Raw genomic sequence first — 21,409 nt, forward strand, 5'->3', positions numbered from 1 at the left:
GATCACTCGTGTGAAGAGAATGGGGTCAAAGGCGGTCGCGTAAGGCAAAGAAGGTCATGGCAGCGGCCATCGTCGGCCAGCGCAGCCACGTGCCCCCAGGAAAGCGCGGCGTGGGCAGCCGCTGCACCAGGTCCAGCGCCGGAGAGGGATACCCGGCCATGGCCGCGCCGATTTCCGACCCCAGCCACGGCGCGAGCACCACGCCCAGCCCGGAAAATCCACTGAGCGACCACAGCCCCGGTGCCACCTGCGCGGCATAGGGCAGGCGATGCGGGGTGATGGAAAGCGTTCCGCCCCAGGCGTGGTCGATCGGCACATCGGCCAGTTGTGGAAACACGCGCAGCATGTGCGGCCGCACGAACGCGGCCATGTCGGCCGGCAGGCGATAGGAATAGCGCTCTCCCCCACCGAACAGCAAGCGGCGATCCGGGGTGAGGCGGAAGTAATAGACCACGAAGCGCGAATCCGACACCGCATGCCCGCCGCCGATCAGCGCGGCGGCACGCGCGGGCGGCAGCGGGGCCGTGGTGGCGATGAAATTGTTGATCGGCAGCACATGCGCGTCGACCTTGGGCACCAGCCCCTGGGCATAGCCGCCGGTGGCCACCAGCACGCGGGCCGCGCGCACCGTGCCGCCCGGCGTGGCGATGCGCCAGCCTTCCCCTTCGCGAGCGATGCCGGTGCAGCGGCTGTGCGGATGGATCACCGCACCCGCGGCCCGGGCCGCGCGGGCCATGGCCAGGGCCAGCTTGAGCGGGTTGAGATGGCCACCAGCCAGATCGAGGCTGCCGCCGAAATAGGCCTCGCTCGCCACCAGCGCGCGGATGTCGTCCTGGCCGAGCGGGGTGAGCGCGGCGTGGCCATAGGCCTCGCGCATGAAGCGCACCTGATCGTGGGTTTCGCGCACCAGGCCGGGCTTGTGATCGGCATGGATCAAGCCGGGACGGAAATCGCAAGCGTCGGGATCGTGGGCGATGAGGCGATCGAGGTCATCGCGCGCGGCGCGGGCCATGGACCACATCGCCCTGGCCCCATCCTCGCCCAGGTGGCGCGCCAGCCAGTGCTGGTCCTGGTTCCAGCCCAGGTGCACCTGGCCGCCGTTGCGGCCCGATGCGCCCCAGCCCAGAGGCCCGCTTTCCAGCAGGACGACCGATCGCCCGGCTTCCGCCAGCCGCAATGCGGCACCCAGACCTGTGTAGCCCCCGCCAATGATGCAGGCATCGGCCTGCACATCCCGATCCAGCACGCGGCCGTCAAAAGGCGCGGAGATCGTGGCGGCGTAATAGGAAGGCGGATAGGCCCGCACATCCTCGCCGGTTGGTCCTGCCCGCTCGATGGATCGAGGCGTTAACATTGCCGTCGGTTCTACCCCATGCCCGGAGGGGCGACAAGCGAGCGGGCTGGGGGTTTGGTTGTCAGGGTGGTGTATGGAATGCACCGTTTTGGGGCGAGATTGCTTGAGGTTTCCACCACTCCCAACCATCCTTACGACGAGGAGGGGCTGCTCACGTGGAGTCAGGGGCCGGGATCGCCCAGCGTCGCGCCGTCCCAATGCTCGTCGGCCTTGCCATCGACAAAGCGCCACATGTCGAACCAGGTGGTGGTATAGGTCTTGGCCGGGTCCTTGGGGTCCTTCTGGGTCCTCACGAAGCTGACCACCACGCGGTCACCCTCGGCGGTGACCGAGACGACCGGCGTGGCCATGTGGGCGGGGCAGACCTTGGGCTTTACCTTGAGCACCTGGGTAAAGAAATGCACGACGGTGTCGCGGCCCGACGGCACCATCGGGTTGTGCTGGTGATAGGCGGGCGTCAGGAACAGATCGGCCTTGTTCCATTCACCGCATTCCAGCAGGTCTTTCACGATATGTAGCGCGGCCTGCTTGTTGCGGTGGAGCACCGGATCGGGGCTGGTGAACAGGCTTTCGGGATCGGGCGCGGCCACCACGGCTTCCTGGGCGTGGGCGGCGGGGGCAAGCAGCAGCAAAGTGGGCAGCAGCAGGCGTTTCATCGATGTCTCTCCCGTGTCTGGCCGCGACGATAATGCAGGACCGGCCCCTTCGCCAGCCTGCCGCCGGCTTGGGGGCCTAACCCAGCAGCACCACCGGCGCGGTCGGCGTCCAGCTCAGCCACACCGGCTCGCCCACTGGCAGGCTGGGCGCCAGGGTGCGTTCGCCATTGGCGCGGGCCACCTTGAACGTGGCGCCGCTGGCGGTTTCCACGTCGTAGAGCGTTTCGCTGCCCAGATAGGCCGAGCGGACGATCGTGCCCTCGACCACGTTGGCATCGGGCAGGGCGTCGGGCCCGGCCGGGCGGCCTTCGCTGGTGGGCGTCATCACGATCTTCTCGGGGCGGATGCCGGCCCACACCGGGGTATCGGGCGCGCCGGTCACGCCGTGGCTGACATAGATCGGCACGGCCAGATCGGGCGCGGTGACGGCGGCATGGTCGGGTTCGTCCACGCTCAGGCGGCCTTCGAACATGTTGATCGTGCCGATGAAGTCCGCAACGAAGCGGTTGGCCGGATATTCATAGAGATCGCCCGGCGCGGCCACCTGCTGCAACCGGCCGCGGTTCATCAGCGCGCAGCGGCTGGCCATGGCCAAGGCCTCGTCCTGGTCGTGGGTGACCATCACGAAGGTGACGCCGACATCGTGCTGGATCTGCGCGAGTTCGGCGCGCATCGCATCGCGCAGCTTGGCATCGAGTGCCGAGAGCGGCTCGTCGAGCAGCAAGACCTTGGGCTTCTTCACCAGGGCGCGGGCCAGGGCCACGCGCTGGCGCTGGCCGCCCGAAAGCTGATCGGGCTTGCGATGGCCGAATTCATCGAGCTTCACCAGGCGCAGGGCGTCGGCCACGCGGGCTTCGCGCTCGTCCTTGGCGACGCGGTCGATCTTGAGGCCATAGGCGACGTTTTCGGCAACGGTCAGGTGCGGGAACACGGCATAGGACTGGAACACCATGTTGACCGGGCGCCGGTTGGGCGGGGTGGTGCTCATGTCCACGCCGTCGATCAGGATGCGCCCTTCGGTGGGCGTTTCAAGGCCCGCCAGCATGCGCAGCAAGGTGGTCTTGCCGCAGCCCGAGGGGCCAAGCAGCGAGAAGAATTCGCCGCGATGAATGTCGAGGCTGACATCGTCCACCGCGATGAACGAGCCGAACCGCTTGGTCACGTTCTCGAATTGGATGAGAGGCTGGGTCATGGGGAATTCCTGTGTGAAATCAGTGGCCCTGCGCCAGGTCGCGGCCCTGGAGCTTCATGCCGATGGCAGTCAGCGCAATGGTGATGAGCATCAGCACGGTGGAAGCGGCGTTGACCTCTGGCGTGACCGAGAAGCGCACCATCGAATAGATTTTGACCGGGAACGTCACCGTGTTGGGCCCCGAGGTAAAGAACGTGATCACGAAATCGTCGAGGCTGAGCGTGAAGGCGAGCAATCCGCCCGAGATCAGCGCCGGGCGCACGTGGGGCAGCAGCACGTCCCACAGCGCGCGCAACTCGCTGGCGCCAAGGTCGCGCGCGGCTTCCTCCATCTCGCGGTTGAAGCTGGCCAGGCGCGCGCGGACGACGACGGCGACGAAAGGGAAGCTGAAGGTGATATGCGCGATGATGATCGCGCCCAGGTCAAACGGCCAGACCAGGTCGCGCGGCCAGGGCACGATCTGGCCGAAGAACACCAGCATCGCCACGCCCATGCAGATTTCGGGCACCACGATCGGCAGCGTCACCGCGCCATCGAACAGGCCCTTGCCGGGAAAGCGGAAGCGCCACAGCGCAATGGCGGTGAGCGCGCCGAGCACCACGCTGAACAGCATCGAGATGAACGCGATGGTCAGCGAATTGGTGAAGGCATCGATCAGCGCGGCATCGTTCCACATCGTGCCGTACCAATCGAGGGTGAAGCCCTCCCAGCGGATGGTGCGGCGGCTGTCGTTGAAGCTGAACACCACCAGGCTGGCCAGCGGCACATAGAGGAACAGGATGACCGCGCCCACCCACAGGCGCAGCGGCCAGCGGCGGGCGTATTCGAGCGGGCCGGGCTTTGCGTCGAGCGGTTTTGCCATCAGGCGTCTCCGTGGCGTTGGGCGCGGGTGGCGCGGCGATCCTGGATCGCGCGCACGGCCATCGCCAGAAGCGTGAGATACATCAGCATGAACGAGAGCGCGGCGCCAAACGGCCAGTCATTCGCGCGCTTGAACTGCCGCTCGATCACGCTGGCGATCATCTGGCTGTCGGGCCCGCCCAAAAGGTCTGGAGTAAGGTAGGAGCCGAGCGCGGGAATGAATGTGAGCATGATGGCCGAGAGGATGCCCGGCTTGGCGATCGGCACGATCACCTTGAAGATCGTGGCAATATGCCCGGCGCCCAGGTCGAGGCTGGCCTCGATCAGCGAGCGGTCCATGCGATCGAGCGTGGAATAGAGCGGCAGGATGATGAAGGGCAGGTGGACATAGACCAGGCCCACGATCACCGCGAAATTGGTGTGCAGCATCTCGAACGGGCCAAGGCCGACGAGGCCGAAGGCATCGTTGATATAGCCCTCGGTGCGCATCACCGCCATGAGCGCATACGTGCGCACCAGCAGGTTGGTCCAGAACGGCAGCATGATGCCGAGCAGCAGCAGGATCTTGCCGCGGTCGGTGGCAAAGGTCATCGCCAGGGCATAGGGAAAGCCGATCACCAGGCACACCGCCGTGGTCACCCCGGCAAAGACCAGCGATTTGGCAAAGATCATCAGGTAGACCGGATCGAATACCCGTACATAGTTGTCGAGCGTGCCGGTCACCGCCACTTCGGTGAGCCCCAGGGTGCGGCCAAAGCTGTAGGCCCAGATCACGCTGAGCGGCACCACGAAGAACAGCGTGATCCAGGCAGCCGGCGCGCTCAGCACGGCCAGGAACGCGCCCTTGCTGCTTTTTGATGCGCTGTTCATCGCGGCAAGATCCTCATCGGTGGCAATTTCCCCAAAATCATCGGCGCAAGACCAAAGGTTGCCTCTGGCGCCGCCTGATCGGCGCCCGAAGCGGTGGTGTGGACATGCCTGCCTGCGTGACGTCTTGTTTATCGTTGCGGGGTTTTCCCCGTTATCTGCGATCACACTTATGCGCGAGCACGGGCGCGGTCAATCGCAAATCATTCCTGTGCCACGGGGCCAATCTGCCCCTGCGCCAGGGGCCTCGTCAACCACCGCGCAGCACTTGCCCCAGCCGGTTGAAGAACCAGGCCGAAGCCGGGTTGGTATCGGCATCCCATTCCGGGTGCCACTGCACGGCGAGCACCTGGGCCTTGCCCACTTGCGCCGAAAACGCCTCTACCAGCCCATCGGGCGCGATCGCTTCGACGGTAAGGCCCTGGCCCAGCGTGGCCACGCCCTGGTAGTGAACGGTGTTGACGGTGATCGTATCGCCCAGCGCGGACGCGAGAATGCCGCCGGGCGTGAGGCTGACGGGATGCGTGGCGGCAAACATCGCTTCCAGGCTCACCCCGTCGGGCGCGTGGTGGGCAACCGGGCCATCGGTGGGTAGGGTTTGCAGCGTGCCGCCAAAGGCCACGTTCAATTCCTGAAACCCCCGGCAGATGCCGAACACCGGCTTGCCCGCGCGCAGCATGGCATCGCCCAGCGCCAGCGTGGTGGTATCGCGCGCGGGATCGAACGGGCCGTCCCCGCTGCTGGCGCCATAGCGCCAAGGCTCCATGTTGGAGGGGCTGCCCGTGAGCAGCAGCCCATCGAGCCGGCTGGCCAGCGCGGCCCAATCGGTGAGGCCGGGCAGCGCCGGAACCAGCACCACGTCGGCATCGGCATGGGCGGCGGGCGCGCGCAGATAGCGGTCGATCACGCCGTGCACCGGCTCTGCCCCGCCCGGGCGCAGGCAGCACGACACGCCGAGCAGCGGGCGGGTCATGCCGGCAGCACGCCCAGCGAGGACAAGGCAGGGGTGGAGATGGTGACCGATTTCATGTCGGCATACTTGTAAAGTGCATGGAGGCTGCGGTCACGGCCAAAGCCGGATTGCTTGAACCCGCCAAAGGGCATCGTGATGTCGCACGCGTCCCACCCGTTGACCCAGACCAGGCCCGCCCGCAGGCGCCGGGCAAAGGCGTGGGCAATGTCGATCGAGCCGGTCCACAGACCCGAAGCAAGGCCGTATGGCGTGTCGTTGGCCAGCGCCAGTGCCTGTTCGGGCGTGTCGAACGGGACCACCGCCAGGACCGGGCCGAACACTTCTTCCTGCGCCAGGCTGCTGGCGTTGCTGACCGCGTCGAACACCGTGGGATCAAGGTAGAAGCCGCCGCTTTCGCTGCGCGCGCGGCCCCCGCCCAGGCGCAGCGTGGCACCTTCCTGCTGCGCGCGGGCAATGCGGGTGAGCACGCCTTCCAACTGCCTTTCGCTGATCACCGCGCCCAGTTGCGTGGCGGGATCGAGCGGATCGCCGGGGCGGATGGTCTTGGCCACGGCCAGCACTTTCTCCACGAATTCGGCGTGGATCGAGCGCTGCACCAGTAGGCGCGAGCCAGCGGTACAGACCTGGCCGGCATTGTAGAAGATGCCCCAGGCGGCGGCCTGGGCTGCGCGATCGAGATCGGGGCAATCGGCAAAGACGATGTGCGGGCTCTTGCCGCCCAGTTCCAGGCTCACGCGCTTCAGGTTGCTGTCGGCCGAATAGCGCATCAACTGGCGGCCCACCGGCCCCGAGCCGGTGAAGGTGATCATGTCCACGTCGTTGTGCAGTGCGAGGGCCGCGCCGGCATCCTGGCCGGTGCCGGTGACGACATTGAGCACGCCATCGGGAATGCCGGCTTCCAGCGCCAGTTCGGCAAAGCGCAGCGCGGTGAGCGAGGACAGTTCCGAAGGCTTGACCACCATCGAATTGCCCATGGCGATGGCCGGGGCGATTTTCCACATGGCCATCAGCAGCGGGAAGTTCCACGGCACGATCGCGCCGATTACGCCCAGCGGATCGTGCACGGCATAGGAGAACTTGTCGGGCCCGGTGGGGCCGACTTCGCCATGGATCTTGTCCACCGCTTCGGCATAGAAGCGCAAGGTGCCCAGCGCCAGGGGCACGTCGACGCCGCGGGTGTCGCCAATCGGCTTGCCCGAATCGATGGTTTCGAGGACCGCGAATTCTTCCGCCGCCGCTTCCAGCTTGTCAGCCAGGGTGAGCATCAGCTTCTTGCGCTGGGCCGGCTTCATGTCGCGCCACTGGCCGCTTTCGAAGCGGGCCCGCGCGGCGGCGACGGCGCGGTCCACATCCTGGGCATCGCCGGCGGGCAGCGTGCCGATCACCTGGCCGGTGCCGGGGTTGACGGTGTCGAGCGTGGCGCCCGATGCGGCCGGCACGCTGGCGCCGCCGATCACGTGGTGGGCCGGCAGGCGGGTGGGCAGGATGGGGGGCGCACTGGTCATGGCTATGATCGATCCGGCTTTTGCAATGTGTGATCACTAATAGTGATTGTAGCGCGCCGCGCAAGGTGGCTCGGCCCATCGAGCCGGGGCTTTCGTGGCAGGAAAATGACCGGATCGGCCGGAAAAGCCAGATCGGGCGGTGCGATCCGGGCTGGACAGGCAGGCCGGGTTTTCATATGTGATCACACCATGACGCAAGAAACCGTATCCTCCTTTGCCGACTGGCTCGCCGCTCATCCTGAAGTCACGCGGGTGGAGGCTTTCCTCACCGACGTGAACGGCGCGCCCAAGGGCAAATGGCTGGTGCGCGACAAGGCGTTGGCCCTGGCGGCCAAGGGCCTGCCGATGCCGCTGTCGGTCTTTGCGCTCGATGCCTGGGGTTGCGATGTGGCCGGCGCGGGCCTGGCGTTCGGCACGGGCGATCCGGACGGGCTGTGCTGGCCGGTGCCGGGGCGTTGGAGCAAGGCGCCCTGGCTGGGCGAGGACAGCGCACAAGTGTTCCTGGGCATGGTCGACAAGGACGGCGGCCCGGTGGTGGCCGATCCGCGCGGCATGCTGACCGCGCTGCTGGCCCGCTATGCCGCGCGCGGGCTGACCCCGGTGGTGGCGACGGAGCTGGAATTCTATCTCTATCGCCTGGAAGGCGGCGTGCCGGTGCCGCCCGATGGCAACCTGCGCCGTAACGACACGCTTTCGACCACCGCGCTTTCCGCCCATGCCGCGCTGTTCGACGAGATCATGGCCCTGGCCCACGCCATGGGCATTCCGGCCGATGCCGTGATCAGCGAGGCGGGGCCGGGCCAGTATGAGCTGAACCTGCTGCACCGCGCCGATGCACTGGCGGCGGCCGACGATACCGTGCTGATGAAGCGGATCGTGCGCGCGCTGGCGGCGCACCACGGCCTGGGCGCCACGTTCATGGCCAAGCCCTATGGCGAATGTTCGGGCAGCGGGATGCATATCCACGCCAGCCTCAACGATGCCGCCGGCAAGAACGTGCTGGCCCGGCCCGAAGGTGGCCCGGCCGATATGCTGCTGCACGCCGTGGCCGGGCTTTTGGCGGCGATGCCCGAAACGATGCTGGCGTTCGCCCCCAACTACAATTCGTTCCGCCGTTTCCGCCCCGATGCCCATGCGCCGGTTTCGGCCAGTTGGGGCATCGACGACCGATCGGCCGCGGTGCGGGTGATCGTGGGCGATGCCAAGGCGACGCGGATCGAGCATCGCATTTCCGGGGCGGACGTGAACCCGCACGTGGCCATGGCGGCGATGCTGGGCGCGATGCTGCAAGGCATCGAGGAAGGCGTGATGCCGCCGCCCGCGCAAGACCCGCTTCACCCCGGCGCAGGCGCGCCGCTGCCGGTGGAATGGGGCGTGGCACAAGCTGCCTTTGCCGCTTCGGCGCGGGCCGAGGGCATGTTCGGCGCGCGCTTCCGCGATATCTTCCTGGCGTGCAAGCAGCAGGACCGCGCCGCCTTCCTGGCGCAGATCGACCGGTTCGAATACGACACCTACCTGGGCCTGCTGTAATGGGGCAGGCTATGCCCTCCTACGCCGGCATGCCCACCTGGTATGCCGCGAGCGCCAATCCCGCGCCGCAGCGGCCCGTGCTGCAAGGGGCGCACAGGGCCACGGTCTGCGTGATCGGGGCCGGATTTACCGGGCTTTCGGTGGCGCTGGAACTGGCCGAGCGTGGCATCGACACGATCGTGCTGGAAAGCGAGCGGGTGGGCTGGGGCGCATCGGGCCGCAACGGCGGGCAATTGATCAACGGCTATTCGCGCGGGCTGGATGTGCTGGAGGCGCGGCACGGGCCCGCCGTGGCGCGCGAGCTTGGCAAAGTGGCGCTGGAAGGCGCGGCCATCATCCGCGAACGCGTGGGCAAATATGGCATCGCTTGCGACCTGGTGGATGGCGGGCTGGGCGTGGCGCTGACGGCCAAGCAGATGCGCGGGCTGGAGGAAGAGGCCAAGGTATGGGCCGCGCATGGCCACAAGACCATCGCGGTGCTCGATCGCGAAGGGCTGCGCGCCCATGTGCAGAGCGACCGGTATGTCGGCGGCATTCTCGATCCCTTGCGTGGCCATTTCCACCCGCTCAACTACCTGCTGGGCGAAGCCGCCGCGTTCGAGGCGCTGGGCGGGCGCCTGTTCGAGCACAGCCAGGTGTTGCGCGTGGACGAAGCCGGGCCGCGACCGCGCGTGACGACGGCGCAGGGCGAGGTGGTGGCCGACACGCTGGTGGTGTGCGGCAATGCCTATCTGGGCAAGACCATGCCGCGGCTTTCGGGGCAGATCATGCCGGTGTCGAGCCAGATCGTCACGACCGAGCCGCTGGGCGACCTGGCGGCGCAGCTTCTGCCCAGCGATGCCTGCGTGGAGGATGCCAACTACATCCTCGACTATTTCCGCCGCACGGCTGACGGGCGGCTGCTCTATGGTGGCGGGATCGTCTATGGCGGGCAGGACCCGGCGAGCGTGGAAGCCAAGATCCGCCCCGGTCTGGTCAAGACATTCCCGCAGTTGAAGGACGTGAAGCTGGACTTTGCGTGGAGCGGCACCTTTGCCATGACGCTGAGCCGCATGCCGCAGATCGGCCGGCTGTCACCCAACGTCTATTATTCGCACGGCGACAGTGGCCATGGCGTGACCACCACGCAGTTGCTGGGCCGCCTGCTGGCCGAGGCGATCGGCGGGCAGCATGCGCGCTTCGACGTGTTCGGCAATCTGCCGCACCTGCCGTTTCCCGGCGGGCAGCGCTTGCGCGCGCCGCTCTCCACGCTGGGATCGCTGTGGTATACGCTGCGCGATCGCCTGGGCGTGTGAGGCGCGCAGGGCTGCCTGAATCGATGGACCTTTGCCAGCGGATCGTGCACAATCATGGCGTTGGCAGCGGCCGGAAACGGCCAAGTCTTCGATCCCAGTTTACGATCCCGGTGCCAGGCGGTGCCGGGATTTTCGCGATCAAAACCTGAAGGACGATCGATAATGCGTCGTATCCCAATGTTTGTTTCTGCCCTGATCGGCCTGGCTGCAAGCGTGACGGCGCCTGCTGCCCATGCCCAGAACGCCGGCGCCGGGGCCGCCACGTTCAAGCAGCAGTGCCAGATGTGCCATGTGAACACCGCGGGCGCCAAGGGCTTTGCCGCGCCGAACCTGTGGGGCGTGGTGGGCCGCAAGGCCGGCTCCACCCCGTTTGCCTATTCCACCGCGCTCAAGAATTCGGGCAAGACCTGGGACCCCAAGACGCTGGACGCGTTCCTGACCGCGCCGGGCAAGCTGGTGCCGGGCACGCGCATGGTCGTGGCCATTCCCGATGCCAAGAAGCGCGCCGACGTGATCGCCTACCTCAAGACCCTGCACTGATCGCCTAGATCAGGTTCCAGGCTGGAGCACTGCATATGCCCGTTTCGCTGACGATCGATGGTAAGCAACGCACGCTGGCCGTGGCAGACGACATGCCACTGCTGTGGGCGCTGCGCGACATCGCCGGGGTAACCGGCGTGAAGTTCGGATGCGGAGCGGGCTTGTGCGGCGCGTGCAGCGTGCTGGTAGACGGCGAACGCCTGTTCGCCTGCCAGACGCCGGTTTCGGCCGTGGCCGGCAAGGCCGTGACCACGGTGGAAGGCCTGACCGGCCAACCGCTGGGCCAGGCCCTGGCGGCGGCCTGGGAAGAGCTGGACGTGGTCCAGTGCGGCTATTGCCAACCCGGGCAGATCGTGGCGGCCGCTGCACTGCTCAAGGCCAATCCCAAGCCCGACGATGCCGCGATCGACGCCGGGATGAGCGGGAATATCTGCCGCTGTGGCACCTATAACCGTATCCGCGCCGCGATCCATCGCGCCGCCGATACGCTTCCGGCGTGAGGGGGAAGACGATGACCGTATCTGCCGCCACCTCGCGCCGCGGTTTCCTGGCCGGCTCTGCCGTGCTGGCGGGCGCGCTGGTCGTGCCGTTGCACCGTGCGCTGTCGGCCGCGCCGACGCAGCTTTCGGCCAATGGCTATCTGGCGGTGCTGCCCGATGGTGCCGTCTCGCTCGCCCTGCCCAAGACCGAAATGGGCCAGGGCATCATGACCGCGCTGACCATGCTGGTGGCCGAAGAGCTGGGCCTGGCGCCCAGCGCGGTGAAAGTTTCGATTCCCGAGGCGGACAAGGCCCGGTTTGCGCCGATCGACACCGGCACGGGCGGTTCCACCTCGATCCGCGAGTTGTGGAAACCGCTGCGCCAGGCCGCGGCCAATGCGCGCGCGGCGCTGGTCGATGCCGCGGCAAGGGCGTGGAAAGTGATGCCTGACGGGCTGACCCTGGCCGATGGCGCGGTGGTAAACCCCGCATCGGGCAAGCGCCTGCCGTTTTCCGCGCTGGTGGCCGATGCCGCCGCCCATGTGCCCACCGATGCGACGCCCAAACCGGCAGCCGCCTGGCGGGTGATCGGCAAGGACACCAAGCGTCTCGATTCGGCCGACAAAGTGCGGGGCAAGGCCCTGTTCGGCATCGACGTGACGCTGCCCGGCATGAAAGTTGCCACGCTGGCACAATCGCCGGTGTTCGGGGGCAAGCTGGCCAGCCACAATGCCGCTGCCGCCAAGGCCGTGCCGGGCGTGGCCGACGTGATCGCGCTGGACGATTGCCTGTTCGTGACGGCAGACAGCCTGTGGACGGCGAAGAAGGGCCTGGAAGCGGCCGCACCCACCTGGAACGAAGGCGCCAACGCCGGCGTAAGCCAGGCGCAGGTCGTGGCTGCGCTCGACGCGGCCGTGGCCAAGCCCGGCGTGACGGCCAAGACCCAGGGCGATCTGGCCACCGCGCGCGCCGGCGCCGCCAAGACGGTGGAAGCGGTCTATCACCAGCCGTTCCTGGCCCACGCCACGATGGAGCCGGGCAATTGCACCGCCCACGTGAGCCCGCAGGGCGCGCAAGTATGGACCGGCACGCAAGTGCCGAGCGACGCGCGCGCCGCTGCGGCCCGCGTGCTGGGCCTGCCCGAAGACAAAGTGCGGCTGCACAACTTCCTGATGGGCGGCGGCTTTGGCCGGCGGCTGGAAACCGACATGGTGGAACGCACCGTGAGCCTGGCGGCCAAAGTGGCCTATCCGGTGAAGCTGGTGTGGACGCGTGAGGAAGACATCCAGCACGATGTGGTGCGCCCGGCCTATGCCGATCGCATCAGTGCCAGCCTGGACAAGGGCGGCAAGGTCCTGGCCTGGGAACACCGCATCGCCGGCTCTTCGGTGATGGCGCGCCTGCTGGGCGAGAAGTTCAACGGCGTGGATGACGATGCCGTGGATGGCGCGCTGGCCCCGCTCTATGCCGCGCAGGCGCAACTGGTCACCTTCCGTCAATCGGAAAGCCCGATGCCCACCGGTTGGTGGCGCGGCGTGGGCGGCCTGCGCAACACCTTCGTGATCGAAAGCTTTGCCGACGAACTGGCGCTGGCGGCGGGGCAGGACCCACTGGCCTGGCGCCTGGCGCAGATCACCGATCCGCGCGCGCGGGCCGTGCTGCAAAAGGCGGCGACAGAGGCCGGCTGGGGCAAGGCCCTGCCCAAGGGCGAAGGGCTGGGACTGGCCGTGCTGCACATCTGGGATACGTGCCTGGCGGCGGTGGCCCATGTCAAAGTGGGCGCGGACAAGCAGATTGCCGTACCGCAGGTGACCGTGGCCGTCGATTGCGGACCGGCGGTAAATCCGCTGGGCGTGAAAGCGCAGATCGAGGGGGGCGTGACCTTTGCCCTGTCGGCCGCGCTCTATGGCGGGGTGACGCTGGACAAGGGGCGCATTGCCCAGTCCAACTATCACGATGTGCGCCCCTTGCGCATGAACGAGGCGCCACGCGTGATCACCCACGTGATGCCGACGGACAATGCGCCGGGCGGCATGGGCGAACCGCCCGCGGCCGTGATCGCGCCGGCGGTGGCCAACGCAATCTTTGCCGCCACGGGCAAGCGCGTGCGCCAGGTGCCGTTGCAGGCGGGGTTCGAGGCGGCCTGAGCGCCCTTACCAACCGCCGCCCAGGGCCAGGAACAGGTTGATCTGGTCGTTGGCGATTTCCGCGCGCGAATTGAGCACGGCGGCTTGCGCCCCGATCACGCCCTGGCGACCGCCGATGTCGGTGGTGATCGCCGCGCGGCCGGCCTCGCGCAGGCGGCGGGCCTGGTCGGCCTGGGTGCGGGCGGATGCCAGCGCCTCGTCCAGCGCGGCGTGGCGATCGTGGTTTTCGGCGTACGTGGCCAGCGCCGTTTCGGTTTCGCGCAAGGCACCCAGCACCACCCCATCGAAATGGGCGAGCGCGGCATCGGCATTGGCATCGGCGGCCTTGACCCGCGCGCGCGCCCCGGCGCCGGGGATCGTCCAGTGCAGCAGGCCGCCGATCGACCAGCGATTGGCCGCGGGCAGGCCGAGGTCTTTGACAAAGCCGGTGGACCCGCCCGAGAGGCCAATGCCGATGGAAGGGTAGAGATCGGCCGTGGCCACGCCGATGCGCGCGGTGGCACCGGCCAGTTGGCGTTCGGCGGCGCGCACATCGGGGCGGCGGCGCAGCAGGGCGGCGCCATCGCCCACCGGCAGGGGCACGCGCAATTCGGGCACGGCGCGGCAGCTTTCCGCGTCGCGCGGGTAATCCGCCGGCACTTTGCCGGTGAGCGCGGCGAGGCGATAGAGCGCGGCGCGCGCGGCGGCGCGATAGGTGGGCAGCAGGGCCTGGGCCTGGGCCAGGCGGCCTTGCGCGGCGGTGACATCGGGCGTGGCGCTGCGCCCGGCAGCGACCAGGCGGCGGTTGATATCGACCAGGTGGCCTTGCAGGGTGATCGCGCGCTGGGCCAGATCTTCGGCCTCGTGCGCGGCGCAGACGCCAACATAGGCACGCGCCACGTCGGCCGCGACGGTGACTTTCACCGCATCCTGCGTGGCGGCAAGGGCCTCTTCGTCGGCGCGGGCGGCCTCGATCTGGCGGCGGATGCGGCCGAACAGATCGACCTGGTAGCTCATTTCCGCGCCGACATCGCCAATGTTGGCTACCGGCAATTGCTCTTCCTGAAGATAGGATTCGCCCGAAAGGCGGGCGTGCTGGGCACCGGCCGAAACGCTGAAATCGGGTTCCTTACCGCCTTCGGCGACAGCCGTGACAGCGCGGGCGCGCGTCAGGTTGGCGGCGGCGACGCGCAAGTCGGTGTTGGCGGCCAGCGCCTGTTCCTCCAGCCCGTCGAGCACGGGATCATCGTAGAGATGCCACCAACGCGCCGGCAGGGGATCGGCGGTGGTCAGCGCCGCCGGGGCAGACTGGAACGCACCCTGCGCCGCGGGGCGCTGGATCGCGGCATCTTGCGGCAGGTGGTAATCCGGCCCCACCGCCTTGCACCCGGCCAGCGCGAGCAGACCGGCACCGATCAGCAGCGTGCGCTTCACCGGGCGTGCTCCTTCCGGTCATTGGGCCGGTCATCGGGCGCCAGCGTGACCGAGGCGGTGCGCCCGGCAATCAGCGCGACATCGGCGGGGCGTTCATCCAGTGCGATGCGCACCGGCACGCGCTGGGGCAGGCGAACCCAGGAAAAGCTTGGGTTGATCGAGGGCAGCATGCTGGCGCTGCCGGTGCGATCGTGATCCTCGATCGCCATGGCGATGGAGGTGACATGGCCCTTGAGCAGGCGATCCTCGCCCATCAGGCGCACCGTGGCCACCTGGCCCACATGCACATGGGCCAGCTTGGTTTCCTCGAAATAGCCCTCGATGCGCAAGCTGCTGCTATCGACCAGGGCCATGACCGCCTTGCCCGGCGCGACATAGTTGCCAGGCCGCAGTGTCTGGTCGGAAATCGTGCCATCGACCGAAGCGCGCACGGTGGTGCGCGACAGGTTGAGCCGGGCCAGTTCGCGCTGGCTCAAGGCGTTTTCGCGCATGACTTGCGCGGTGGCGAGCTGGGCCTGGGCATCGGCAACCTTGGTTTCGCTTTGCTGGGTCACTTCCAGCGGCACCAGGTCACCCAGGCCACGGTTGCGCGCCGCCTCGCGCCGGGCTTCGGCCAGGGCAACGCGGGCGCGGGTGATGCCGGCATCGGCCTGGGCAATCGCGTCTTCGGCCTCGCGCACGGCGAGGGCATAGCGGGCGGTGTCGATCTGGAACAGCACGTCACCCTTGTGCACCGGCTGGTCGTTGGCCACGGCCACGCGGGTGACCAGGCCCTGCACATCGGGCGCCACCTGCACCACATCGGCGCGCACGCGGCCATCGCGGGTCCAGGGATCGGCCTGGTAATGCAGCCAGAGATTGCGGGCGCCGATGGCGGCGACGACGAGGATCGCGCCAGTGACACCGATCTGCACGGTCTTGCGAAAAGCGGGGGAAGCAAGCAGCGACATCAGAGCCATCCATTGATCAACTGGGGAAAGCGCACAAGCAGCGCCCAGAACGCCACGAACATGGCAGTATCGAACAGGACCGGGTGCCAGACCCAGCGATAGAAACGCAGGGCCACCAGCACGCGGTGCACGATCAGCGCCAGGATCAGCGCCGCCGTCGCCGTGACCGGCGCGGAAGCCACGAAGACTTCGCCGAACATGTATTCGGAAAAGGCGGGGTGCGGGGCGTTCATGCCGATGGCTCCACCACGGGGATAAAGGTTCCTGGGGCCGGCAGGGCCGGGCCTGGGCTGTTGGGGAAAAGATTGCGGCGCAACGCGATCAGCGCGGCGATGGCGTGGGGCGCATCGGGCGCGTCGGGGTGGCCGAACGGCAAGGGCGGCGGCGTGACGGCCGCGTTATCCTTGAGGATCAGGCGCAGGGCGCGATCGATGCGGTGCTGCAGGCGGGCGTCGGGCGGCGGTGTTCCATCGGGCCGCCACGCGCGGAAGTAACGCGCCGCTTCGCGCAGCAGGCTGGATAGCGCGCGTTGCTGGTGGAGCGGTGCGGCCGCGCGGGCGTGCTGGATCGCCACCAGGTTGATCGCCAGGCGCACTTCGCGCAAGGCGGCCTGCGCCGCCAGCGCACCGGTGGTATCGGCGCCCAACCGCTGGGTGAGCAGCGCCGTCTGGTCGATCACGCGGGCGAGCGCCAGGCCTGGATCGGGCGGGCTGCCCGTGGTGGACAGGCGCACCAGATCGCGCTGCAGCGCGCGCAGCAGCCGGGCGATCGCCACGTCGGTGCCCAGGTTGCGCAAGCCGGCGGTGAACCCGGCGGCCAGCACCACGGCCAGGACCTGGCCGATGTTGCTGTTCACGAACCGCTCGAAATCGGGGTGGAAACTTTCCTGGATGGCCAGCGCGCTGCAAAAGCCCATGGCCATGGCGGTGGCCTGGCCGCCCAGGCGCGGATGGAGAATGAATGCGGCAATCAGCAGCAGCGGCGGCGCCATGACCAGCGCCATTGCGGCAAAATCGCTGACATAGGGCAGCACGCCGAACAGATAGATGCCCGCCAGCGGCACCCCCGCACAGATCGCCACGCCAAAGCGCAGGATCACCGGGATCGGATTGTCCATCGCGGCAAACAGGCAGCAGAACACCGCTGTCATCGCCGCCGCGCCGGCGCCATCGGCCCAGCCGGAATAGATCCACAGCGCGCAGCAGGCGATCACCGCCACGGTGGCGGCAAGGCCGGCCATCAGCGCATGGCCCAGATCCTGGTGCAGGCGCAGCGCGGCGCGCGGGCTGCGCAACGAGGCCGGCAGCGGCAGGTGCGGATCGCGCAAGTGATCGAGTGCCTGGCGGCAATCGGCCAGCAGCGTGACCACTTGCGCGAGACGCACGCGATAGCTGGTGGCGAGCAGATCGTGCCACACGACGGGGCGCACGCTTTCGGGCACGGCAATCGCAGGCCGATCGTGCGCGGGGCAGCCAGCCGCGATCCAGGCGCGGGTGGCGGTCTGCGCGGCGGCCAGATCGGGATCGAGGCAGGGTTCGCCATCATGATCTTCGGTGGCGATGGCGCTGCGCCGATCCGCCAGGCCCGAAAGCAGCGGCAGCAACAGGATCATGCGTTCGAGCAGCGCGCGCAGGGTGCCGGTCGCCTCGCGCCAGTGCGAGGTATCATAGGGCACGTGAATGGCCATCAGCGCGCAATCGACCACGTCGACCGCCAATTGCTGCTGCTCGCGCACGGATTGGCGCGGGGGGCCGCTTTCGCGCACGCAATCGGCCAGCCAGGCTTGCGCATCGCCCAGCCAGCGTTCCAGGCGCGCACCCAGCGGCACGGCCACCGATTGCGGCAGGAACAGGCTGTGGGTAAGCGTGGCGGCCACGATGCCCAGGGTGATTTCGGTGACGCGGGCAACGCCTGTGTCGAACACGGCTTCTGGATGGTTGACCGAAGGAAAGGCAATGATCGCCGCGGTATAGCCCGCCAGCATCAGGGTGTAGGACCGCGCCGAGCGATCGAGCAGCGAGACGGTGAGGCACGCGCCCACCCACAGCGCCAGGACGCTGGAAAGCACCATCGGCGTATCGACCAGCACCGGCACCACCGCCACGGCAAAGACCGCGCCCAGGAACGTGCCGATCACGCGGTAGATCGCCTTGGAGCGGGTGGCCCCGGCGAGCGGGTTGGAGACGATGAACGCGGTGGTCATTGCCCAGAACGGCATGGGCAGCCCGACCCACAGCCCGATCCACAGGGCAAGGAACCCGGCCGATACGGTTTTCACCGAGAACAGCATCGGCGCGAGCCAGCGTGTGGGAACGAGGGACATGGGATCGGGCTGCTTTCGTTCAGGCCGCTTGCAACTGGCGCAGCAGGATGCGCGCCACCGCTTCGGAACTGGCCGGGTTCTGCCCGGTGACGAGGTTGCCGTCTTCGAGGGTGAACACGCCCCAGTCCGGCCCCTTGCGATAATCGCCGCCCTGGGCCTTGAACTCGTCCTCGATCAGGAACGGCACCACATCGGTGAGGCCGACAGCGGCTTCCTCGCTGTTGGAAAAGCCGGTGACCGGGCGGCCGGCCACGATCGGGCGGCCATCGGCGCGCTTGACATGGCGCAGCACGCCCGGGGCGTGGCACACCAGGCCAAGCGGCTTGCCGGCGCGATCGAATGCTTCGATCAGGTCGATCGATGCCGCGCTTTCAGCCAGATCCCACAGCGGGCCATGGCCGCCGGGATAGAACACGGCATCGAAATCGGCGGGATCGACATCGGCCAGCGGCCGGGTGTGGGCAAGCGCGGCCTGTGCGGCTGGATCGGCGTGGAAGCGGGCGGTGGCTTGGGTCTGCGCATCGGGTTCGTCGCTGCGCGGATCGAGCGGCGGCTGGCCGCCGGCGGGCGAGGCAAGGACGAGTTGCGCGCCCGCGTCGCGGAAGACGTAATAGGGCGCGGCGAATTCCTCCAGCCAGAAGCCGGTCTTGTGCCCGGTGCTGCCAAGATCGCTATGCGAGGTGAGGACCATAAGAATCTTCATGGACGTGCTCCGGATCGGCCGATCGGCGAATGCGATCATGCCAAGGAAAGGTGAACAGGGACATTGCCCGCGATCGCCCGGCTATAAGGGCAGGCGCCGTGGGCGGCCTCCATCAACGCCTGGGCGCGATTTGGATCCATGCCCGGCAAGGAGACCAAAAGCGTGATCGCCAGGCCGAAACCGCCTTCGGGGCGGGGGCCAAGCCCGACCGTGGCCGTGACGCGGGCGTCGCTCGGTGGCAGCGCATGTCCCTGGTTCTTAAGCGTTTTCATCGTGCTGAGAAAACACGCGGCATAGCCTGTGGCAAAGAGCTGTTCGGGATTGTTGCCGTGGCCCCGCCCGCCCAGTTCGGCCGGCAGATCGAGCCAGACATGCAGCGATCCGTCGCTGGTCGAAGCCTGGCCTTCGCGCCCGCCGGTGGCGGTGGCACTGGCCTGGTAAAGGCAATCGGTGAGCATGGGCGGGTTCCTGAAAGGCTTGGCGGAGGGCATCGAGCGTGGCCAGAGGGCATCTAGGCGCACGGTCCAGGCCGCGCCAACAAGCGGTGTGGCCAACAGCCATAAATTTGCTTATGGATGGCGCCATGTCGCTCAACCGCCTGCGCGCCTTTGTCGAAGTCTATCGCCAGCGATCGTTCACCACGGCGGCGCGCAACCTGGGGCTGACCCAGCCGGCCATTTCCCAGCAGATCGCCAGCCTGGAGGAGACTATCGGCCGGCCCTTGTTCGAGCGGCACGGACGCGGCGTGGTGCCCACCGGCACGGCGGACGAACTGGCATCCGACATCGGCGACCGGCTGGACCAGGCCGAAGCCGCATTGGCGCAGGCGCGCGCGCGTTCGGCGCACCTGGCCGGATCGATCCAGATCGTGGGGCATCCCGATTTCCTCTCGGAAGTGGTGGCGCCGCAATTGGGCGCCCTGCTGGAAAGCGGTATTCGCGTGCGCCTGCACGGTGGCACGCGGGGCGAGATCGAGCGGATGCTGATCCATGGCGAGGCAGACCTTGGTGTTTCGGGCTTTCCCGCCGCGGACCGGCGCCTGCGCGGCGAACACTTGCGCGACGAGGCGACCCGCGCCGTGGCAGCGCCTGCCGTGGTGGAGCGCCTGCGCACCGCGATTGCAGCGGGCAGCGACCTGGCGACTTTCCTGGCAGGGCTGCCGCTGCTCTCGTACGGGCTCGATTATCCGTTGATCGACAACTGGTTGCGGCACAATGGCCTTAATCCCGAACTCACCACGCCGGCGATGGTGGGCCTTGACGTGCGCAGCTTGCGCGGGCTGTTGAGCGGCGGGCATGGTTGGACGGTCTTGCCCGAATACCTGTGCCGCGATCATCTCGATGCCGGGGACCTGATGGAAATTCCCGGCACGGCGGCCGAGCAGGACCATCTGAGCTATCACCTGCTGTGGTCCCCCGCCGCGCTGCGCCAGCCGCGCGTGGCCCATGTGCGCCACGCGCTGATCTGGCGGCTGTACCAGCGATAAGTGGCTTGCCTTGGCCGATGAATAGGTCATGATACTGCGATCACAGGATTGCAGCCGGGGGGCATCATGTTGACGATCCACAGCGACGCGCATCGCCTGCACCATGGGGCGGGCGAATTCTATCGTGGGCGGATCGTGCCGTGCTTTGAAATGCCGGCGCGGGTGGAGCAGATCCTGGCCAGCGTGACCGCCCGCGCCCTGGGCCCGGTGGTGGCGCCCAAGCCGCATGGCCGTGGCCCGCTGGAAAGGGTTCATGCCTCCGATTACCTCGATTTCCTGGCCGGTGCGTGGGACGAATGGAGCGCGCTGGGCGAAACCGGCGATGCGTTGCCCTATGCCTGGCCGGCGCGCGACCTGCGCCAGGACCGCCCCCCGGCGCATATCGATGGCAAGCTGGGGTTCTACAGCATCGATGCCGCCGTGCCGATCACCGCGGGCACCTGGGCGGCCGTGCAGGCCAGCGCCGATTGCGCGCTGACCGGGGCGAGCGCGGTGCTGGGCGGGCAGCGCGCCGCCTTTGCCCTGTGCCGGCCACCGGGCCATCACGCGGGGCCGCGGGCGATGGGCGGCTTTTGCTATCTCAACAACGCCGCCATTGCCGCGCAGGCGTTGCGCGATGCAGGGGTGGGGAAAGTGGCGGTGCTCGACGTGGACTATCACCACGGCAATGGCACGCAGGCGATCTTCTATGACCGGGCCGACGTGTTCTTTGCCTCCATCCATGGCGATCCGGCGGTGGAATATCCGTTCTTTGCCGGCTTTGCCGATGAGACCGGCAGCGGCGACGGGCAGGGCTGCAACCTGAACCTGCCGCTGCCGTGGGGCACGCGGGCCGATGCCTGGCTGGTGGCGCTCGATACCGCCTGCGCCGCGATTGCCGCCTTTGGCGCGCAGGCGCTGGTCGTCTCGCTGGGCGTGGACACGTTCGAGGAAGATCCGATCAGCCATTTCAAGCTGGCCAGCCCCGATTTCACCCGCATCGGCGCGCGCGTGGCGGGGCTGGGCCTGCCCACGCTGTTCGTGATGGAAGGCGGCTATGCCGTGGGGGACATCGGCACCAACGTGGCCAACGTGCTGGAAGGGTTTGCGCGTGGTTGAGGCGCGCGGGGGTAGGGCCGGTGCGTTGCATGGGCAC

General features: G+C 68.0%; 20 protein-coding genes. 7 read left to right on the forward strand and 13 right to left on the reverse strand.

The features are described 5' to 3' along the window. Window positions 1–25: 25 nt before the first annotated feature. The 7 genes from FHW94_RS01730 to FHW94_RS01760 form a co-directional block, all read right to left on the reverse strand. Window positions 26–1,354, reverse strand: coding sequence for an FAD-binding oxidoreductase (locus FHW94_RS01730; RefSeq protein WP_168554067.1), 1,329 nt, complete (start codon window positions 1,352–1,354; stop codon window positions 26–28). 161 nt (window positions 1,355–1,515) lie between these two features. Beyond that, window positions 1,516–2,010, reverse strand: a complete 495-nt coding sequence (locus FHW94_RS01735; RefSeq protein WP_168554068.1) for a nuclear transport factor 2 family protein — start codon at window positions 2,008–2,010, stop codon at window positions 1,516–1,518. A gap of 76 nt (window positions 2,011–2,086) precedes the next feature. After that, on the reverse strand, window positions 2,087–3,202 hold the full coding sequence (locus tag FHW94_RS01740; RefSeq protein ID WP_168554069.1) for an ABC transporter ATP-binding protein: 1,116 nt from the start codon (window positions 3,200–3,202) through the stop codon (window positions 2,087–2,089). 19 nt (window positions 3,203–3,221) lie between these two features. Then, window positions 3,222–4,064, reverse strand: a complete 843-nt coding sequence (locus tag FHW94_RS01745) for an ABC transporter permease (RefSeq protein WP_168554070.1) — start codon at window positions 4,062–4,064, stop codon at window positions 3,222–3,224. Beyond that, window positions 4,064–4,933: an ABC transporter permease gene (locus tag FHW94_RS01750; RefSeq protein ID WP_168554071.1), complete on the reverse strand. Its 870-nt coding sequence runs from the start codon at window positions 4,931–4,933 to the stop codon at window positions 4,064–4,066. Before FHW94_RS01750 ends, FHW94_RS01745 begins: the two co-directional genes overlap by 1 nt. 247 nt (window positions 4,934–5,180) lie before the next feature. Beyond that, entirely contained in the window at window positions 5,181–5,903 is a 723-nt protein-coding gene (locus FHW94_RS01755; protein ID WP_168554072.1) for a gamma-glutamyl-gamma-aminobutyrate hydrolase family protein, read from the reverse strand. Further along, the gene (locus tag FHW94_RS01760; protein ID WP_168554073.1) at window positions 5,900–7,408 is read right to left on the reverse strand and encodes an aldehyde dehydrogenase; all 1,509 of its coding nucleotides are present in this window, start codon (window positions 7,406–7,408) and stop codon (window positions 5,900–5,902) included. Before FHW94_RS01760 ends, FHW94_RS01755 begins: the two co-directional genes overlap by 4 nt. A 189-nt stretch (window positions 7,409–7,597) precedes the next feature. On the opposite strand from FHW94_RS01760, the gene FHW94_RS01765 reads away from it, so the two are divergent. The 5 genes from FHW94_RS01765 (at window position 7,598) to FHW94_RS01785 (ending at window position 13,399) form a co-directional block, all read left to right on the forward strand. Continuing rightward, window positions 7,598–8,938 carry a glutamine synthetase family protein gene (locus FHW94_RS01765; RefSeq protein WP_168554074.1) on the forward strand — a complete coding sequence of 447 codons (1,341 nt, stop codon included), beginning with the start codon at window positions 7,598–7,600 and terminating at the stop codon, window positions 8,936–8,938. A gap of 11 nt (window positions 8,939–8,949) precedes the next feature. After that, entirely contained in the window at window positions 8,950–10,233 is a 1,284-nt protein-coding gene (locus FHW94_RS01770; RefSeq protein ID WP_168554075.1) for an FAD-binding oxidoreductase, read from the forward strand. A gap of 177 nt (window positions 10,234–10,410) precedes the next feature. Further along, window positions 10,411–10,773, forward strand: a complete 363-nt coding sequence (locus FHW94_RS01775; protein WP_246865845.1) for a c-type cytochrome — start codon at window positions 10,411–10,413, stop codon at window positions 10,771–10,773. A gap of 35 nt (window positions 10,774–10,808) precedes the next feature. After that, window positions 10,809–11,273 carry a (2Fe-2S)-binding protein gene (locus FHW94_RS01780; protein ID WP_168554077.1) on the forward strand — a complete coding sequence of 155 codons (465 nt, stop codon included), beginning with the start codon at window positions 10,809–10,811 and terminating at the stop codon, window positions 11,271–11,273. An 11-nt stretch (window positions 11,274–11,284) separates the two neighbouring features. Then, window positions 11,285–13,399, forward strand: coding sequence for a molybdopterin cofactor-binding domain-containing protein (locus tag FHW94_RS01785; RefSeq protein ID WP_168554078.1), 2,115 nt, complete (start codon window positions 11,285–11,287; stop codon window positions 13,397–13,399). Between the two features lie 6 nt (window positions 13,400–13,405). On the opposite strand, the gene FHW94_RS01790 is transcribed toward FHW94_RS01785, so the two are convergent. Genes FHW94_RS01790 through FHW94_RS01815 form a run of 6 tightly spaced genes read right to left on the reverse strand, consistent with a single transcriptional unit; the run spans window position 13,406 to window position 19,246 of the window. After that, a complete protein-coding gene (locus FHW94_RS01790) occupies window positions 13,406–14,812 on the reverse strand; it encodes an efflux transporter outer membrane subunit (protein ID WP_168554079.1) in 1,407 nt (468 codons plus the stop codon). Next, window positions 14,809–15,762 carry an HlyD family secretion protein gene (locus tag FHW94_RS01795; protein WP_168554080.1) on the reverse strand — a complete coding sequence of 318 codons (954 nt, stop codon included), beginning with the start codon at window positions 15,760–15,762 and terminating at the stop codon, window positions 14,809–14,811. Before FHW94_RS01795 ends, FHW94_RS01790 begins: the two co-directional genes overlap by 4 nt. Further along, window positions 15,762–15,995 carry a DUF1656 domain-containing protein gene (locus tag FHW94_RS01800; protein WP_246865846.1) on the reverse strand — a complete coding sequence of 78 codons (234 nt, stop codon included), beginning with the start codon at window positions 15,993–15,995 and terminating at the stop codon, window positions 15,762–15,764. The genes FHW94_RS01795 and FHW94_RS01800 overlap by 1 nt, the downstream gene beginning before the upstream one ends. Further along, window positions 15,992–18,085, reverse strand: a complete 2,094-nt coding sequence (locus tag FHW94_RS01805) for an FUSC family protein (protein ID WP_168554081.1) — start codon at window positions 18,083–18,085, stop codon at window positions 15,992–15,994. The genes FHW94_RS01800 and FHW94_RS01805 overlap by 4 nt, the downstream gene beginning before the upstream one ends. Window positions 18,086–18,104: 19 nt before the next feature. Then, window positions 18,105–18,788 (reverse strand): type 1 glutamine amidotransferase domain-containing protein, encoded by a 684-nt coding sequence (locus tag FHW94_RS01810; RefSeq protein ID WP_168554082.1) that lies wholly within the window; start codon window positions 18,786–18,788, stop codon window positions 18,105–18,107. A gap of 35 nt (window positions 18,789–18,823) precedes the next feature. Beyond that, window positions 18,824–19,246: an organic hydroperoxide resistance protein gene (locus FHW94_RS01815; protein WP_168554083.1), complete on the reverse strand. Its 423-nt coding sequence runs from the start codon at window positions 19,244–19,246 to the stop codon at window positions 18,824–18,826. Between the two features lie 125 nt (window positions 19,247–19,371). Between FHW94_RS01815 and FHW94_RS01820 the strand changes: the two genes are divergently transcribed. Beyond that, a complete protein-coding gene (locus tag FHW94_RS01820; RefSeq protein WP_168554084.1) occupies window positions 19,372–20,274 on the forward strand; it encodes a LysR family transcriptional regulator in 903 nt (300 codons plus the stop codon). Window positions 20,275–20,340: 66 nt separating this feature from the next. Further along, on the forward strand, window positions 20,341–21,372 hold the full coding sequence (locus FHW94_RS01825) for a histone deacetylase family protein (protein WP_168554085.1): 1,032 nt from the start codon (window positions 20,341–20,343) through the stop codon (window positions 21,370–21,372). Window positions 21,373–21,409: the final 37 nt, after the last annotated feature.

The sequence above is a fragment of the Novosphingobium sp. SG720 genome (assembly GCF_012275365.1).
In the GTDB taxonomy this organism is placed as follows: Bacteria; Pseudomonadota; Alphaproteobacteria; order Sphingomonadales; family Sphingomonadaceae; genus Novosphingobium; species Novosphingobium rhizosphaerae.